General features: G+C 63.8%; 17 protein-coding genes and 2 pseudogenes. 9 read left to right on the forward strand and 10 right to left on the reverse strand.

The window, feature by feature from the left end; translation table 11 throughout:
* The first annotated feature begins 19 nt into the window (after window positions 1–19).
* Window positions 20–1,540 (forward strand): IS21 family transposase, encoded by a 1,521-nt coding sequence (gene istA, locus N6H05_RS26760; RefSeq protein WP_284110936.1) that lies wholly within the window; start codon window positions 20–22, stop codon window positions 1,538–1,540.
* Window positions 1,530–2,309, forward strand: a complete 780-nt coding sequence (istB, locus tag N6H05_RS26765) for an IS21-like element helper ATPase IstB (RefSeq protein ID WP_284110934.1) — start codon at window positions 1,530–1,532, stop codon at window positions 2,307–2,309. The genes istA and istB overlap by 11 nt, the downstream gene beginning before the upstream one ends.
* 343 nt (window positions 2,310–2,652) lie before the next feature.
* Here istB and N6H05_RS26770 read toward each other — a convergent pair whose 3' ends face one another.
* From N6H05_RS26770 to N6H05_RS26780, 3 genes are all read right to left on the reverse strand, one after another.
* Complete coding sequence (locus tag N6H05_RS26770) at window positions 2,653–3,162, reverse strand: Hsp20/alpha crystallin family protein (RefSeq protein ID WP_284114361.1); 510 nt, start codon at window positions 3,160–3,162, stop codon at window positions 2,653–2,655.
* Between the two features lie 69 nt (window positions 3,163–3,231).
* Window positions 3,232–3,738 carry an Hsp20 family protein gene (locus N6H05_RS26775; RefSeq protein WP_007406710.1) on the reverse strand — a complete coding sequence of 169 codons (507 nt, stop codon included), beginning with the start codon at window positions 3,736–3,738 and terminating at the stop codon, window positions 3,232–3,234.
* 94 nt (window positions 3,739–3,832) lie between these two features.
* Window positions 3,833–4,489: an HdeD family acid-resistance protein gene (locus N6H05_RS26780; RefSeq protein ID WP_284114362.1), complete on the reverse strand. Its 657-nt coding sequence runs from the start codon at window positions 4,487–4,489 to the stop codon at window positions 3,833–3,835.
* A gap of 156 nt (window positions 4,490–4,645) precedes the next feature.
* On the opposite strand from N6H05_RS26780, the gene N6H05_RS26785 reads away from it, so the two are divergent.
* The gene (locus N6H05_RS26785; RefSeq protein WP_349666230.1) at window positions 4,646–5,518 is read left to right on the forward strand and encodes an FAD-dependent oxidoreductase; all 873 of its coding nucleotides are present in this window, start codon (window positions 4,646–4,648) and stop codon (window positions 5,516–5,518) included.
* Here the strand turns inward: N6H05_RS26785 and N6H05_RS26790 are convergent.
* From N6H05_RS26790 to N6H05_RS26805, 4 genes are all read right to left on the reverse strand, one after another.
* Entirely contained in the window at window positions 5,458–6,033 is a 576-nt protein-coding gene (locus tag N6H05_RS26790) for a hypothetical protein (RefSeq protein WP_349666231.1), read from the reverse strand. The genes N6H05_RS26785 and N6H05_RS26790 overlap by 61 nt on opposite strands.
* Before the next feature lie 660 nt (window positions 6,034–6,693).
* Window positions 6,694–6,969, reverse strand: a complete 276-nt coding sequence (locus N6H05_RS26795; RefSeq protein ID WP_030541607.1) for a hypothetical protein — start codon at window positions 6,967–6,969, stop codon at window positions 6,694–6,696.
* A 55-nt stretch (window positions 6,970–7,024) separates the two neighbouring features.
* On the reverse strand, window positions 7,025–7,774 hold the full coding sequence (locus N6H05_RS26800; RefSeq protein WP_021245240.1) for a methyltransferase family protein: 750 nt from the start codon (window positions 7,772–7,774) through the stop codon (window positions 7,025–7,027).
* On the reverse strand, window positions 7,771–8,034 hold the full coding sequence (locus N6H05_RS26805) for a DUF2933 domain-containing protein (protein ID WP_013039078.1): 264 nt from the start codon (window positions 8,032–8,034) through the stop codon (window positions 7,771–7,773). Before N6H05_RS26805 ends, N6H05_RS26800 begins: the two co-directional genes overlap by 4 nt.
* Before the next feature lie 251 nt (window positions 8,035–8,285).
* Between N6H05_RS26805 and N6H05_RS26810 the strand changes: the two genes are divergently transcribed.
* The 5 genes and pseudogenes from N6H05_RS26810 (at window position 8,286) to N6H05_RS26825 (ending at window position 12,952) form a co-directional block, all read left to right on the forward strand.
* A complete protein-coding gene (locus N6H05_RS26810; RefSeq protein WP_021245239.1) occupies window positions 8,286–9,746 on the forward strand; it encodes an MBL fold metallo-hydrolase RNA specificity domain-containing protein in 1,461 nt (486 codons plus the stop codon).
* Window positions 9,743–11,281 (forward strand): thymidine phosphorylase family protein, encoded by a 1,539-nt coding sequence (locus tag N6H05_RS26815; RefSeq protein ID WP_030541610.1) that lies wholly within the window; start codon window positions 9,743–9,745, stop codon window positions 11,279–11,281. The genes N6H05_RS26810 and N6H05_RS26815 overlap by 4 nt, the downstream gene beginning before the upstream one ends.
* Window positions 11,278–12,184 (forward strand): annotated as a pseudogene (locus N6H05_RS26820) (ribose-phosphate pyrophosphokinase); the annotation flags it as partial. The gene N6H05_RS26815 and the pseudogene N6H05_RS26820, both read left to right, overlap by 4 nt.
* A gap of 147 nt (window positions 12,185–12,331) precedes the next feature.
* Window positions 12,332–12,584 (forward strand): annotated as a pseudogene (locus tag N6H05_RS28355) (hypothetical protein).
* Window positions 12,581–12,952, forward strand: coding sequence for a hypothetical protein (locus N6H05_RS26825; RefSeq protein WP_047100325.1), 372 nt, complete (start codon window positions 12,581–12,583; stop codon window positions 12,950–12,952). The pseudogene N6H05_RS28355 and the gene N6H05_RS26825 overlap by 4 nt, the downstream one beginning before the upstream one ends.
* Window positions 12,953–13,132: 180 nt before the next feature.
* Here the strand turns inward: N6H05_RS26825 and N6H05_RS26830 are convergent, their stop codons facing one another.
* From N6H05_RS26830 to N6H05_RS26840, 3 genes are all read right to left on the reverse strand, one after another.
* Window positions 13,133–13,516, reverse strand: a complete 384-nt coding sequence (locus N6H05_RS26830) for an NADH dehydrogenase ubiquinone Fe-S protein 4 (protein WP_284114364.1) — start codon at window positions 13,514–13,516, stop codon at window positions 13,133–13,135.
* On the reverse strand, window positions 13,500–14,021 hold the full coding sequence (locus N6H05_RS26835) for an Hsp20/alpha crystallin family protein (protein ID WP_047100326.1): 522 nt from the start codon (window positions 14,019–14,021) through the stop codon (window positions 13,500–13,502). Before N6H05_RS26835 ends, N6H05_RS26830 begins: the two co-directional genes overlap by 17 nt.
* 93 nt (window positions 14,022–14,114) lie before the next feature.
* Window positions 14,115–14,525: an Hsp20 family protein gene (locus tag N6H05_RS26840; protein ID WP_075153450.1), complete on the reverse strand. Its 411-nt coding sequence runs from the start codon at window positions 14,523–14,525 to the stop codon at window positions 14,115–14,117.
* Between the two features lie 610 nt (window positions 14,526–15,135).
* On the opposite strand from N6H05_RS26840, the gene N6H05_RS26845 reads away from it, so the two are divergent.
* Window positions 15,136–15,771: a response regulator transcription factor gene (locus N6H05_RS26845; protein ID WP_047100328.1), complete on the forward strand. Its 636-nt coding sequence runs from the start codon at window positions 15,136–15,138 to the stop codon at window positions 15,769–15,771.
* Window positions 15,772–15,785 lie beyond the last annotated feature (14 nt).

Consider the following 15,785-nt stretch of genomic DNA (forward strand, 5'->3'; position numbering starts at 1 on the left):
GGGTCTCGGAGTGATCGACATGGACTTACTCAGTGTGATCCGCCGATGGCATTTCCGGCAGGAGATTTCCATTCGGGAGATCAAGCGACGGACCGGCCTATCGCGCAACACCATTCGCAAATACCTGCGTTCCGATGCGGTGGAGCCCAGTTTCAGGGTTCCGGTGCGCCCCAGCAAACTCGATCCCTTCGCGGACAAGCTGTCGGCTTGGCTGCGGGTGGAATCCAAGAAATCCCGCAAGCAGAAGCGGACCGCCAAGCAACTCTACGTGGATCTGGTGGAGCTGGGTTACGATGGCTCCTATAACCGGGTGGCCGCCTTTGCCCGCCGATGGCGGACCGAGCTTCAGTATGAACAGCAGACCAGCGGACGCGGGACGTTCGTTCCTTTGGCTTTCCAGCCTGGCGAGGCCTTCCAGTTCGACTGGAGCGAGGATTATGCCGTGCTGGACGGCAAAGTGACGAAACTGCAGGTCGCTCATACCAAACTCGCGCATAGTCGCGCCTTCATCGTGCGAGCCTATCTGCTTCAAACCCATGAGATGCTGTTCGACGCGCTGACGCAGGCATTCCGGGTGCTGGGTGGTGTGCCGCAGCGCGGCATCTTCGACAACATGAGGACCGCTGTCGACAAGATCGGGACGGGGAAGGCGCGGCAGGTCAATGCCAGGTTCGCTGCAATGGCCAGCCATTATCTTTTCGAGACGGATTTCTGCAATCCGGCTTCTGGCTGGGAGAAGGGGCAGGTCGAGAAGAATGTCCAGGATGCCCGGCGCCGGTTGTGGCAACCGATGCCCAGTTTCCCTGGTCTGGCTGAACTGAACGCTTGGCTGGAAGCTCAATGCATCGCCCAATGGAGCGAGATCCAGCATGGCGCCATGCCCGGCACTGTGGCCGATGTGCATGCCCAGGAAGCGTCCTGCCTGATGCCGCTGGGCCGGCCCTTCGATGGCTTTGTCGAGCAGATCAAGCGCGTATCGCCAACCTGCCTTATCGCCTTCGACCGCAACCGCTATTCGGTGCCTGCTTCGTTCGCGAACCGTCCGGTCAGCCTGAGGATTTACCCGGATCGTCTTGTCATAGCGGCCGAAGGCCAGATCGTGTGCGAACATGCCCGCCTTATCGATCGTTCTCATAACAAGCCGGGACGCACAATCTATGACTGGCGGCATTATCTGGCGGTGATCCAGCGCAAGCCCGGCGCCCTGCGCAATGGTGCACCCTTTCTCGAGATGCCCGAGGCCTTTCGGGAGTTACAGGGCCATCTGCTCAAGCGCCCAGGCGGCGACCGAGAGATGGTCGAGATCCTGTCCCTGGTTCTTCATCACGACGAGCAGGCTGTCCTGAGGACGGTTGAGTTAGCCCTGGAAGCTGGTGTCGCCACCAAGACCCACGTTCTCAACGTGTTGCATCGACTGATCGATGGCAAGGCGCCTCCAGCAGCGCCGATCGATGCGCCTCAGGCACTGCGTCTGACGCAGGAGCCCGAGGCCAATGTCGTTCGCTATGACAGGCTGAGGGAGATCCGCCATGCGTCATGACCCCGCCAGCGCTGCGGTCATCGTCATGCTGCGCAGCCTCAAGATGTTCGGCATGGCTCAGGCCGCCGACGAACTGATCCAGCAGGGCGCGCCTGCCTTCGATGCTGCCTTGCCGATGTTGGCTGGGCTCCTGAAAGCAGAAATGGCCGAGCGGGAGGTCAGGTCCATCGCCTATCAGATCAAGGCGGCCCGCTTCCCGGCCTACAAGGATCTGGCTGGTTTTGATTTTGCCGCCAGCGAGATCAATGAAGCGCTAGTGCGTCAGCTTCACCAGGGCGACTTCATGGAAAACGCCGACAACGTCGTGCTGATCGGCGGGCCCGGAACCGGCAAAAGCCATATCGCAACGGCGCTGGGCGTCCAGGCTGTCGAACATCACCGCAAGAAGGCCCGCTTCTTCTCCACGGTCGATCTCGTCAACGCGCTTGAGCAGGAAAAGACCTTGAACCGGTCCGGCCAACTGGCAGAACGCCTGCTACGCCTCGACCTGCTCATCCTCGATGAGCTGGGCTACCTGCCCTTCAGCCCATCAGGCGGCGCCATGCTCTTCCATCTGCTCAGCAAGCTGTACGAGCGCACCAGCGTCGTCATCACCACCAACCTAAGCTTCAGCGAATGGTCCGGCGTGTTCGGCGATGCCAAGATGACAACCGCGCTGCTCGATCGGCTTACCCACCACTGCCACATCCTGGAGACCGGAAACGATAGCTTCCGCTTCCGCGCCAGCACCGCTGCGCCCAAAACCAGAAAGGAGAAGCCAACATCTTGAACCTGCCGGTCATCGGCAGCACATAACCCGTACCCACCCGGGTCATTTCTCAATGGAAACCCCGGGTCACATCTCAGTAGCAATCAACAAGGGGAACGGCGTCGCTCGATATCGCCGGTTGCCCGGTCGCTTCAACCGGGGCGGTGCTCGTCAGCATCTCGACGGCCGCGCCGCCAAGGGTTGCGCCAACGAACGTGAGCACCAAAGCCCATGTCGCCCAAATGCCCCTGGATTGCCGATGGGATCGAACCATGACTGTTCCCTACGCTTCGTCCCCACCAGCCGGCGCAGGGAGCATGAGTTTCGAGGGCCGCGCACCGGCGCCGCCGGTGCGCGGTATCGATCAGTGCTGGGTCGCGCCGTCGCCGAGCGGGATGCGACGACCGCGCGTCGCGCGCTGCGACTTGGGCATCCGAACCGTCAGCACCCCATCACGGAGCACGCCCTGGCACTTCTCCTCATCGGCGCCATCGGGCAGCACGACTGAGCGTTCGAAACGGCCGTAGTAGCGTTCCGACCAGCCGCGGTCCTTGTCCTGGTGCTCGGCCTTCTTCTCGCCCCGGAGCGTCAGCACGCCATCGTCCACCGTTACGTCGACGTCCTTCTCAGTCAGGCCGGGAAGCTCAGCGGTGACGATCACCTGATCATCGGTTTCCTTCACCTCCAGATATGGCCAGCTCTGCACATTGCTGGAGAGGGCGATGCCGCCCACGAGCGGTGCCCGGAAGAAGTCCTCGAACAGGCGGTCCATCTCGCGGCGGAGCTGAACATAGGGGCTGCGCTCCTCGTCACGGAAAAGCGCGGGCGCCGGGTTCTCCTGCCGGCGCCACGGAATCAAATCACGCATCGACATGATTCATCTCCTTGGTTGCTGGCGAAGAGGGCTCGCCGCCCCGAACGGCGCGGCGAGCCCGGTTCGGCATCAGGCAGCTTCGCGCTGCTTGGCGCCGTCGTTGGCCTTCTCGTTATTGTTCGCGGACGAGTCCTCGATCCGGCGGGCATTTTCACCAGCCGCGCCGATGCTGATCTTCCGCGGCTTCATCGCCTCGGGGATCTCGCGCACCAGCTCGATCGAGAGCATGCCATCCTTGAGCTCCGCATTCTTCACCTGAACATAATCCGCCAGGCCGAAGCGGCGCTCGAAGTCACGCGCGGCGATGCCGCGGTGGATGTAGCGGCTTTCCTCGCTTTCCTGCTTGCGACCAGAGACCACGAGCAGATTCTGCTGTGCGGTCACTTCGATCTCGCCGGGGCGGAAGCCGGCCACCGCCATGTTGATGCGGTAGCGGTCCTCACCTTCGCTCACGAGATCGAACGGCGGATAGTTGTCGGTAACCTGCGAAGTCAGACCGTTCTCGAGCAGGTCGAACAGCCGGTCGAACCCGACAGTCGAACGCCGGAACGGGGTGAAGTCATAGTTGGTCCTCATAAACAAGTCCTCCTTTGAGCAACGAGTGTATGAAGAGCGTCCGAGAGAGCGGACGCACTCTCCATGCCGGGTCCTGTCGGCACCCGGCAGGAGTTTATTTGGTTTCGTCGGAACGGCTTTCAAGACCATTCTCAACAGCCTGAAGTCGCTTCAGGCGGATGCCGAGGCTGATCAGCGTAAAGCCGGCGAAGAAGGCCCAGGCCGCAATCACCCACGCCACCGAGAGGATGCTGGCGATCGGGTAGAGCCACAGCATGGTCCACACCCACACGCCCAGCAGGATCGACAGCGCGCCCGAGATTCCAAGCAGCCATTCGCCCTTGATCTCCTTGCGAAGCCGGATAGCGGCCGCGATCTCAAGGGCACCGGTGAGGAACGCCCAGGCGATCAGTACGCCGAGCGTGACGAGCGCATAGCTCAAGGTGGCGACCTCAGGCATGAGCGCAACGGCCACGGCAGCCGCGATGCCGATGACGCCGCGCAAGACCATCGCCCACCAACGATCCTCCTTCTTGGTCGCCCCCCGCACGCCGGCGATCAGCGACAGGATGCCGTCAGCGCCGGCGTATGCAGCGAACACGAGCGTGAAAGCGAACAGAGCATTCAGCGGAAACAGGATGGTGACCACGCCCAGCAGAAGGGCCAAGGCGCCCCGAAACACGAACCAGCCCCAGTTCCGCCTGAGCAGCGCGGAACCCCGGGCATAAGCACTCCCCGTGGACAAGGGGGAGGCAAAAGACATAGCGGTCATATGATCTCTCCCAGTTCAACAGCGGAGGCCGACACGGGAGCCCTGATCAGGCACTTCCGCGCCGGCGACCATCGCTCGCAGAGATAGGTGAGGCCTGTGTGATTTGAATAGTCGGTTGCGCGCGTTGTTCCGGCTTCTGCAGATTGCAGCGCCGTCTTGATCGAGCTATCGACTCGTCCGTCGGAAAAGGCAGACTTGGTCTGGTCAGCCCAAGTCCTTTCGGTGACGAAAGCTCTGGTCTTCGGCTTCGTGCCCGAGATCCCCACGACGAACACCGGACGCCGGGCGGCGTCCGAATGTTCGTCCGTGTGGGCCTTGCGTGACGAGGAACGCTCCGGTCGAACATCGACAAGGAGCTCGACTGTGAATCCATCTACACCGACGTACGACGCCATCATCGCCGGCGCTGGACCGGTTGGCCTGTTCCTCGCCTGTGAGCTGCGCCTTGGCGGATGCTCGGTTCTAGTGCTCGAGCAGGCGCCAGACCCCCGGTCCCCTTTCAAGACGCTTCCGTTCGGCCTGCGCGGGCTGACCGTCCCGACTGCCGATGCGCTCGACAGACGCGACCTTCTCGAAAGTCTCGCAGCCCACGCCGCCAACCCTGCCGCTCCCGAAGCTCACTGGATGCGGCAGCATCGCCGGCCAGCCGGGCATTTCGCCGGCATCCAGTTTTTCCACGACAAGATCGACAAAGCGCGGTGGCGCTACCGCCTCGGTCCCGCAAAGAGCGCCGCGGCGGACATGGCAAGCATCGAGGCGGTGTTAACCGCGCGTGCCGAAGCCCTCGGCGCGACCATCCGCCGCGGCTACGCCGTCAAGGGTTTGGAAGAACGAGGCGACGAGGTCCTCGTCAGCGCAGGCGACGACGTATTCCCGTGCCGGTGGCTCGTCGGCTGCGACGGCGCGCATAGCGCGGTCCGCAAATCTGCCGGGATCGGCTTCACGGGCACCGATCCTGAGTTCACCGGCTACTCCGTCAGAGCCGTGCTCGCGAACCCTAGAAGCCATGGCGTGTTGAAGTCCTCGTGATTCTTCCAATCCATGATGTGAAGGCTCCAGAAGAAGTCATAAAGCCGCCACGTGCCTGTCCTCACCGCCGCAATCCGGCCGGTATCGGCCGCCACGAAGATCCGAGTGGAGTCCGGATCGGCGAACGTCACACGCCAGGCGGGAAGCGTGCCGCGATATTCGGGACTGGCGCGATCGATCAGTTCCACGTTCACACTTGGGTGATCGTTGCTCCGCCAGGCGGCCCTCGCTACCGCTTGGGCTTGCGCCGCAGTTGGGGCGGGCAACAGTGCGCCCGTTCTCGCGTCGAACAGCCGCGTCCCTCGGGCCGTTGTCGCCTCAGCGACCGGGCGGCCAAGCCACATGCGATAGCTCACGGTCTCGATCCGCGTCCCGGTCGCCGCGACGATCACTGATGGTGGGACGAGCGCCACGCCGCGAGGCAAGGGCGCCACGGCTTTGCGGTCCACAAGGTGATCGCCATGCACTCGATCGATGGGCAAGAAGCTCATCAACGCGCCGCTCGCGAACCACAAAAGAAGCTGCGCGCCGACAATGATCGCGAGCCACTTGTGAGTGCGGCTCGCGAGAAGGTGCAGCCGAAGTTTGGTGCTTCTCAGGGTCGAATCTCCATCCTTGCGTGTCTCATTTCGTGCCTGCCAGATTCTTCATCATCCCGCGTGGCCGACAGGTGCGCCCGCGACCAGCGCTTGTACGGCTCAGCCGTCATCCCCGAGAGTTAGCGCACGAACGCCACCGTGTCCCAGACAGGGGATCCGGTGCGTCTTGCCCCCCGCCGGCTCGGCCGTCAGCTTACACCATGCTTGATAATCCAGGGCTGCTGAGCGGGCGTGAGGCGTTGCGCCACCCCTCGCCAGTTCGGGGCTTGCCGTTAAGGGCCTTGGCTCACCTCCGATTCCTCCGCGCCGGGGCGATAGATGACAGCCGCTGCACATCTCTCCGTAGAGGCCGACACCGACTGACACCCGTTGCGCCGACGCAAAATCCGGCCGCGCCCTTGGCAATCAGCCCGCTGGCACGGCGGTCGAACAGGTCAGTTGCTTGTCCGGCTTACAGATAGCGCCCGATCGCACTGCCCGGGCTCGGTCACGTCCTGAACTTCGGTGACGTTCAGGACGTGGCTGCGATCTCGATCGGTGGGCGGCCCAGCTTTTCGAGGGCGATCGCGTGACGGGCTAACCAACGACGGGATCTTTGACCCACCCCAAGGCATCGTGCAGCTCTGATATGTCGGCGTCGATGATCGCGTACAGGTCTTTATCTTCCTCGCGAAAGAACATGCGCGCCTTCGCTTCGTCTTCGGCAGGGGGAAGCATCGCTCCCAGGCGCTCCGGCCATTTCGCGTCTATGAATCTCATGAGCCGCTTCCAGGCCGCGGATCGGGTCTGATGGAGGCTCAGGACGGGAACGCCGTTTACTACAATCGCAAGGATCGTCACCTGCATGGTCACATACGCCCCCTCGATTTCGTCATGTTCGTGATGATCTTGCGGAGGAGGACAACGTCTAACCTCCTGGCAGCATGTTGTCGTGTTCTCGAGAACCCTCGCTAACCGGCCCGTCCGTCTGATGGCCTGCCATTCGAGCATTTCCTGTGAAGGCCAGTCCTGCAATCTCCCGCTTCCAACGCAAGCTGGGGAAGAAGGCGGGAACATGGGCCATGTACTGGCGGTAGCTATCGCCGTAGGTCGCGAGCGCGTATCTCTCCTCATGCTTAGCCAAACGAATGTACATCACCACCAGCACCGGAAACATGGCAAGCGTCAGAAGCGTCGGCCATTGTAGCAAGAAACCGAGCATGACGAGGATGAACCCTACGTATTGAGGGTGCCGCACCCGGGCGTAGACCCCCGTCATTGCCAATTCGTGTTTGCGCTGACTCGTGTGAAGCGCCGTCCACGCGATCGAGATTAGCCAAAAGCCTACACCAATCAGCACAAAGCTGGCGATGTGGAACGGGCCGAAATGCGGATTGATGCGCCAGCCGAACATCATTTCCAGGATGTGGCCAGCATCGTGGCTCCACCAGTCGACGCCGGGGAAATGCGACTGGAGCCACCCCGACAGCAGGAAGATCGTGAGCGGGAAGCCATACATTTCGGCGAAGAGCGCGACGATGAACGCACTGAACGCGCCGAAGCTGCGCCAGTCGCGCCGCGTTGCCGGCTTGAAGAAGCTGAACGCAAAGAGGATGAAAACGGCGGCATTGACCAGCGCGAGCCCCCACAGACCATAGCCATAGTCGGCGTGCGTCATCGCGACTCTCCTTCGATGCGGCCGTTGGGATTGGCCGGCAAGCCGGCGGGTGCCTGGCCGGGCTCATGGCCATGCTGATGCCCACCTTGGCCGTGGTGCATGAACAGGTGCATGAGCGGGCAGGCGAGCAGGATGAGATAGGGCAGCACACCCAGGAAGTGCGCGGTATGCTCGGTAATGAGGAAGAAGCTGGCGACGAGCAGGAAGCCGATCAGAACGATCTTGCCGCGCTTGCGCATGCGATGGTCATGTTCGCCCATATGCCGTTCTCTTCTAGTCAACCTCCAGCCTGCATAGGCTCGAGTCCAAGGAGCAAGGTATAAGTAGAGAGCGAAGTCCGAAGGGCATCGCGCAAGCATGGGTAAGGTGATCGATCGGATCGGCCACCGGTGTTCGCGCGACGCAACTGTCGGGAGCAGCAGTCGTGCTGCGGCTTTTGCGTATAGGCGTGCGGCGTCCGCGAATCAAAGCTGCGCTCACGAACATAATCGTGAGAGGCAGGCCCGCGTCCATGCACAAGAGAAAGAAACGGCACCATTCCCGCAACCAGTCCGGCGTGACCGTCCTCGAGCGCGAAGCAAGGATCGATCTGGCCAAGCGCCCGGCCGATGGTCTCGGCGTCGCCTTTCTCGGCGCATCGGGAACGGTCACAGGGTCGCGTTATCTGGTGGACGATGGTGAAACTCAGATCGTTGTCGATTCCGGCCTGTTTCAAGGACCCAGGGATCTGCGCCGCCTTAATTGGGCGCCAATTCCACCCGAAGTCGCCGATGTCGGCCAAGTCCTGCTGACCCACGCTCATCTCGATCACTCGGGCGCGCTACCGCGCATGGCGCGCCTGGGCTGGGACGGTACCGTCCTTGCCACCCGGGCGACCGCGGCCCTGTGCGAGCTCCTTCTTCCCGACAGCGGTCATCTGCAGGAAAAGGATGCGGAGTTCGCCAACCGGCACGGCTTCTCCAGGCACCAGCCGGCGCTGCCGCTCTACACCCAGGCTGACGCGCGTCTGGCATTGCAGCTCTTCCGGCCGATCGAGTTCGGAGCGTGGCATGCAGTCACGGACGGCATCAGGGTGCGCTATCATCGCGCCGGCCACATCCTCGGCGCGGCGTCGATCGAGATCGACTGGAAGGGGCGGACAATCCTCTTCTCAGGCGACATCGGCCGTTACGGCGATTCGGTGATGAAAGATCCCGAGCCGCCCGCGCGCGCCGACTATGTCCTGGTGGAATCGACCTATGGCGATCGGCGCCACGAGCAGGTCGATCCGACAAAGACGCTTGGAGATCATGTCGAACGATGCGTCGAGAGAGGAGGGACGGTGGTGATCCCGGCCTTCGCCGTGGGACGGGTCCAGTCGCTTCTCTATCATTTCTCGCGTCTGCGCGCGCAGGGACGCCTCCGCGACATCCCGATCTTCCTCGACAGCCCGATGGCGATCAACGCGAGCGGGCTGATGTGCGATTTCATGGACGAGCATCGCCTGGCCCGCGCCGAGTGCGAAGCGGCGTGCAGCGTCGCGCACTATGTGCGCGAAGTGGAGGAATCCAAGGAACTCACCGCCAACCCCGCCCCAAAGGTCATCATCTCGGCCAGCGGAATGGCAACGGGCGGCCGCGTGCTCCACCATCTCAAGCGCTTCGCGCCGGATGGGAAGAACCTCATCCTCTTCTCGGGCTTCCAGGCGGCGGGCACCCGCGGCGCCGCCATGATCGGCGGCGCCCGGACGATCAAGATCCACGGCGAGTATATCCCGGTCGAAGCCGAGGTCGCCAACCTGACGATGCTCTCGGCGCATGCCGACAGCGACGAGCTCATGCGCTGGCTCGGCTCGCTGCACGAGGCCCCGCGCCACGTCTATGTCACCCATGGCGAGCCGACCGGCGCCCACGTCCTGGCGAAGCGTGTCTCGGAGGAACTGGGCTGGGCATGCAGCGTACCGGCGCTGGGTAGCTGGGGCATGCTCGCGTGAAGCCCGGGATCATCGAGAACGCCGAAGCAGAGTCTGTCGCGACGACGCTGCGGGCACGCCGCATCGGCCTGTCGGGTGCCGGTAGCGATCTGATTGCGGTCATGCGCCACGACTGTCCCGTCTGCCGCTCGGAAGGTCTTGCGTCCCGCGCGCAGGTCGCGCTGCGCGCCGGCGGGCGGGAAATCGTCGTCTCGCTGCTGCACAGTTCCGCGGAGGCTCCAGCGCCCGGCGAGATCGGCCTCTCGGAATCCGCATGGCAGCGGCTCGGCGTCAGCGAGGGCGATCCGGTCGAGATCGCGCACGCCCAGCCTCTCGCCTCGCTCGCCGAAGTGCGTCGGCGTATCTATGGCAATCGTCTCAGTGACGGGGCTTTTTCAGCGATCATCACCGACATCGCCGAGCGACGCTATAGCGATGTCCATCTCTCGGCATTCGTCACGGCCTGCTCGGCGGTCCCGCTCGATACGGACGAAACGATCAGCCTGACCAGGGCGATGGTCGATGTCGGCGAGCGATTGCAGTGGCCCGGAACGGTCATCGTCGACAAGCATAGCGTCGGTGGATTGCCGGGCAATCGCACCACGCCGATCATCGTCTCGATCATGGCCGCGGAGGGCCTGATCATGCCCAAGACATCGTCGCGGGCGATCACCTCGCCGGCCGGCACGGCGGACACGATGGAGGTGCTGGCACCTGTCGACCTCGACGTTTCCGCAATCCGCAAGGTGGTCGAGCGCGAAGGCGGCTGCATCGCCTGGGGCGGCGCCGTCAATCTCAGCCCTGCCGACGACGTGATCATCGGCGTGGAGCGCGTGCTCGATATCGATGCCGTCGGGCAGATGGTCGCCTCGGTGCTGTCCAAGAAAGTCGCGGCCGGTGCGACCCATCTGGTCATCGACATCCCGGTCGGGCCGACCGCCAAGGTCCGCGGAGCCGCTGCCGCCGACACCCTCGAGCGCGCGCTGAGCTCGGTCGCCCAAGCCTTCGGGCTTCGCACGCGCGTGATGCGCGGCCCCGGCGCGGAGCCGATCGGACGGGGCATCGGTCCGGCGCTCGAGGCGCAGGATATCCTTGCCGTGCTCCAGGGGCAGCCTGGCGCCGAGGATCTCGCCCACCGGGCCTGCGAGCTGGCGGGAGGACTGCTTGAGCTCGCGGACGCGGCCCCGGCCGGCGAAGGCTATGCGCGTGCGCGGGCGTGCCTCGAAAGCGGCCGGGCCTGGGCCAAGTTCCAACGTATCTGCGAAGCGCAGGGCGGCATGCGGGCTCCACCGGTCGCCCGGTTCCAACAGGATATGATCGCTCCCTATAGCGGCCGCCTGGTGAGTATCGACAATCGCAAGCTCGCGACGGTCGCGAAGCTTGCCGGCGCGCCGATGGCCAAGGCCGCCGGCGTCGCGCTGCAGTGTCGGCTGAACCAGATGGTGGATGCCGGGGCTCCCTTGAGCACCATTCATGCCGAGAGCCCGGGCGAGCTCGATTATGCGGCGGCCTATGCGGTGAGCGACGGGCCGATCTTCGGGATTGAAGCGCTATGAACCGTCCCGTGCTGTTCGCGCTGTCTGGCAGCGAGGCCCTGGCACAGCCGCTATCCGCCGCACTCGATGCAGAGGTCGGCACGATCGAGCATCGTCAGTTTCCCGACGGGGAAACCTATCTCAGGGTCGTAAGCGACATCAGCGACCGCGACGTCATCCTGCTGTGCAGTCTCGATCATCCGGACGCCAAGCTGTTGCCGCTGCTGTTCGCAGCCGACACCGCGCGCGATCTGGGCGCTCGCAGGATCGGGCTCGTCGCCCCCTACCTCGCTTACATGCGCCAGGACATTCGCTTCCATGCCGGCGAGGCGGTGACGTCGCGAACCTTTGCCGCGATCCTGTCCCGCCATCTCGACTGGCTGGTGACGGTCGATCCGCATCTCCACCGCTATCATGCGTTGTCGGAAATCTACCGCATCCCGACCCAGGTTGTTCATGCTGCGCGGCTTCTGGCCTCGTGGATCAAGCGCAATGTCGCTCGTCCGCTGATCATCGGTCCGGACCTGGAAAGCGAACAGTGGGTCTCGCAGGTGGCGGCCGATGCCGATGCTCCGTTTCTCGTGTGCGAGAAAATCCGGTCCGGCGACCGTGACGTCACCATCTCGATTCCGAATGCCCCAGCGTTTCTCGATCGCCAGCCGGTGCTGGTCGACGATATCGCCTCATCCGGCCGGACCCTCGCCGAGGCGGCGCGCCAGCTGGTCGGCATGGGGTTCGCGCGACCGGATTGCGTGGTCGTGCATCCGCTTTTCGCCGGCGATGCAGCGCAAGTCCTGGGTGGGCTCGTCGAGAGGATCGTGAGCACGAACGCTGTTGCGCATACCTCTAATGATATCGACGTGATGCCGGCGATTGCGGAGGCCGTTCGTCACGGAATTTGAACGGTGCGCTGCGCGTCAGTTCTTCAGTACTCAATGCTCAATGCACGATGAAAACGAACGCCCGGCAAACGCCGGGCGCATTCCCATCCATTGACCCTACACGAGCCCGAACCAATCTTCCGGGAACTTCGCTTTCGGAGAAAGTCGCGGCAGGAAAGGAGGATATGTCATGTCGCACACACGCTCTTTCCTTGATCCCTTCATCGTTGCTCGGACCCGCAGCTTGAGCCCGAAGTGAAGCCCGCCATCCTTGCATCCTGGGCGCCCGATCGCTCCGCCGTCGAGGGCCAACCGGCCCTCCGTCGCCCGCCAGCATCCCGGTGCCGGTCGACGATGTGATGGCAGCGCTGCGCTGGCTCGATCGCGCTGAGCACGGCGCAGGCAACCGGCATATATCGCCCGGTTCAGAGACCCGGCAATGAGCCGCGGCGCGTTGCGGCGCTGGCGTCAACGGGGCAGCCGGACCGTCACGGTCTCGCTGGCCTTTGCCGACATCATGGAGATTGCGCTCGCGCTGCTGTCGCTCTCTCCGGATGAACTGGCGCGGCTCGATTGGAGCTTTGCCGATCGCAAGCGCCTGCTCGATCATCTCCTGCAGTCGGGCAAACAGGCGCAGTCAGTGGACCGGGACCAGCTCGACCAGACATTGCTGCGCCTCGCGCTTCCCGCGCGCGACGTGCGACGCCTGAAACGCTTTGCGCAGCGCGAACTGCCAAAAACGGCCACGAACGCGGCTGTGATCGAACGGCTGAGCGCCGTGCTCGAGGCAGCCGATCCGGACAGGATCTAGCGCGGCTGTTCAATGGCGCTACGCCCGCCGCATGTTCCCGGAGCGCGCGCGTGCGTGCGTCATAGGCGCGCGCGAGCTGCGCGTGAACGATGATCGCCTCTGGGATCGCCGCAGCCTCGGCCGCCGCCCATTCCTGAGCCGCGCGCCTCATGCAATAATCCAGATCGTCGTCGACACTGCTCAAACCCGTCCACCTCCCAGAAGGCCCGGATACGCGCCGAGCCGAAATATCAGTCCTGTCGATCGGCAATAGCGCTCGGCCGCACCACGATCTTGAAATCGCAGTTCGACATGGGCAAGCGGATCGCGGCCGCCCGTCCACCCCGTCAACGGATCGATGAAGGGGGGACAGCGCGGCTCGAAGCGGACCCGCCACTGGCCGCGCCGGGCCCGTCCGCCCTGATTGGTCGCGATCGGCATCGGCTCGATGATCGCCACCGCATCGGGCGGGAAGGCGCCGGTGCAAACGGCACAACGCCGGCCATTATCGTTCGGCGGCGTTGACGACCGCCTGCGTGGCCCGGAACGGGTGTTCCGGACCAGCTCGTCATGCGGCGCCGCCATTGATCGGAATGCGGCGACGATGATCGTCCGGCACCTCCGATCGGGGCAGCGCGACGGTGAGCACGCCGTTCTTGAACGTCGCGGTCGCCTTGTCGCGGTCGATTCCGCGCGGAAGGCCAATGCGGCGCTCGAAGCGGCCGTAGCTCCGCTCGGAATAGCCGCGGTCCTTGTCGTCGACCTCCGCACGCTTTTCGCCGCGGATGGTCAGCGCGCCTTCCTCGATGCTGATGTCGACATCCTTTTCCTCGAGCCCAGGGAGCTCCGCAGTCACGCGAATCTCCCTATCGGTCTCGCCAAGCTCGACATGCGGCCACGCGGCGCCGCGGTCGAAGCCGCCGAAAGCCGGCACGCCAAAACCGCGAAACACGTCATCGAACAGCCGGTTCACGTCGCGATGAAGCGAAAAGAGCGGGTGGGTTGCAGCCTCGCGATCGCGCTCGGCGCCGATGGCTGCGGGAAGCCGGTTCTCCTGCCGGCTCCAGGGGATCAAATCACGGAACGCCATGACGGCTATCTCCTTGTCTGGCTAGAGTTGGGGCATGACCCGCCGGCCACCGCCCCCACGGGGACGGTGCCGGCGAGCCGATTGTGATCGCGATCAGGCCGCTTGGGCGTCCTTGGGTGCCTCGATGCGGTCATTGGCGGCACTGCCGCCGCCGCTGATCTCGATCTTGCGCGGTTTCATCGCTTCGGGAACGACCCGCTTGAGCTGGATCCGCCGCTCGAACGAACGGGTCGCGATGCCGCGATGCAGATAATCGCCCTGATCCTGGTCTTCGGCGCGCTGGCCGGTGACGGTGAGCTGATTCTGCTGGGCAACGACCTCGATATCGTTCGGCCGGAAGCCAGCGACGGCCAGTGTGATGCGATAGCTATCCTCGCCGTCCCTCACGATGTCGAACGGCGGAAAGCCGTCATCCTCGCGCTGGCCCGCTTCGAGCATGTTAAACAGGCGGTCGAAGCCAACGGTGGAGCGCCGATAGGGCGCAAAGTCAAACGTGCTTCTCATTTCCAAATCCTCCTCAGGAAGCGATCTGGGCATGAGCTGCGCCGGTGCAGGAGAGCCGGCGCCCTCTATGTCCCACCGGACCCGAACACGGCGCCCGGCGAAACCGAGTTAGAAACTCGCGACGCCATTTCAAGAGATGGAAAGACACCAAATGCGCCGGTGAAAACGCCCGTCCATCGGTGCCCTTTGCGGATGCTTTTCATAAAGCCGCACGCGAGCGGAATGGCCATCCGTCCCGGACATCGGCATTATGACGCTGCTGACACAGCATAGCTATCTACCAGCTTCCTGACCTGACAACATCGCGCGTCGGGCTTAGGAGGAAGCAGCGCGCCCATCTCCCAAGAGCACGTGCACACTCCCGGCGGCCGCGTCTCCCGGCGCCTTGCCGCCGGGAGACCAGATGGAAACGTCCGCATCGCATTGGCAAGAGCCGTCATATCGCGACGGTGGGCCGACGAAGGTTGCGATTACCCCCAGCCGTGCATCTGCGCCGCTTGATGTGCTGCGGCATTTCGGCCTTGACCTTGGACCATGGTCCTACCCGTAAGAGGCCTCCCCGATTGCGGTGCCCCGCGGCACGGCGCATCCTGATCGATATCCGGGGACTATGGGTAACAAGCGTGTCGTTCACATCGTCGATGACGAAGAGACAATTCGAAAAGCATTGGGATTCACGTTGCGGACCGCAGGCTTTGTCCTCGAGGTCTACGCTTCGGGGCCGGAATTTCTGTCGGCCCTGGGTGACGCCGAGAAAGGCTGCGTGATCCTCGACATGCACATGCCGGACATGGACGGCCTTCAGGTCCAGGCGGAGCTGACAAGACGCGGCATCGGCATGCCCGTCGTGGTGCTGACCGGAAATGGAGATCCTACGCTCGCCGTCCAGGCCATGAGGGCGGGTGCAGTCGATTTTCTCGCCAAGCCGGTCGAGAAGGCCGCGCTGCTCGGCGCAATCGACCGCGCCTTCAGCCGGCTGGAGAATATAGCCGGCCGTGCCGCCGAACAGGCCGACGCTCTGTCGAAAGCCGCGAGACTGACGCAGCGCGAACGGGCTATCCTGAGAGGGATTGCGCGAGGTCATCCCAACAACCTCATCGCAGATGAACTCGGCATCACGTCCCGCACGGTTGAGCTGGATCGGGCCAGCCTGATGATCAAACTGGGAGCCCAAAGTTTGCCCGACCTGCTACGGATCGCCTTTGCTGTGGATGTAGGCGGTTCGGCCAGTGCCGACCGGCGTTAGGCTTCACGCCCGAG

Source organism: Sphingobium sp. WTD-1, assembly GCF_030128825.1.
In the GTDB taxonomy this organism is placed as follows: Bacteria; Pseudomonadota; Alphaproteobacteria; order Sphingomonadales; family Sphingomonadaceae; genus Sphingobium.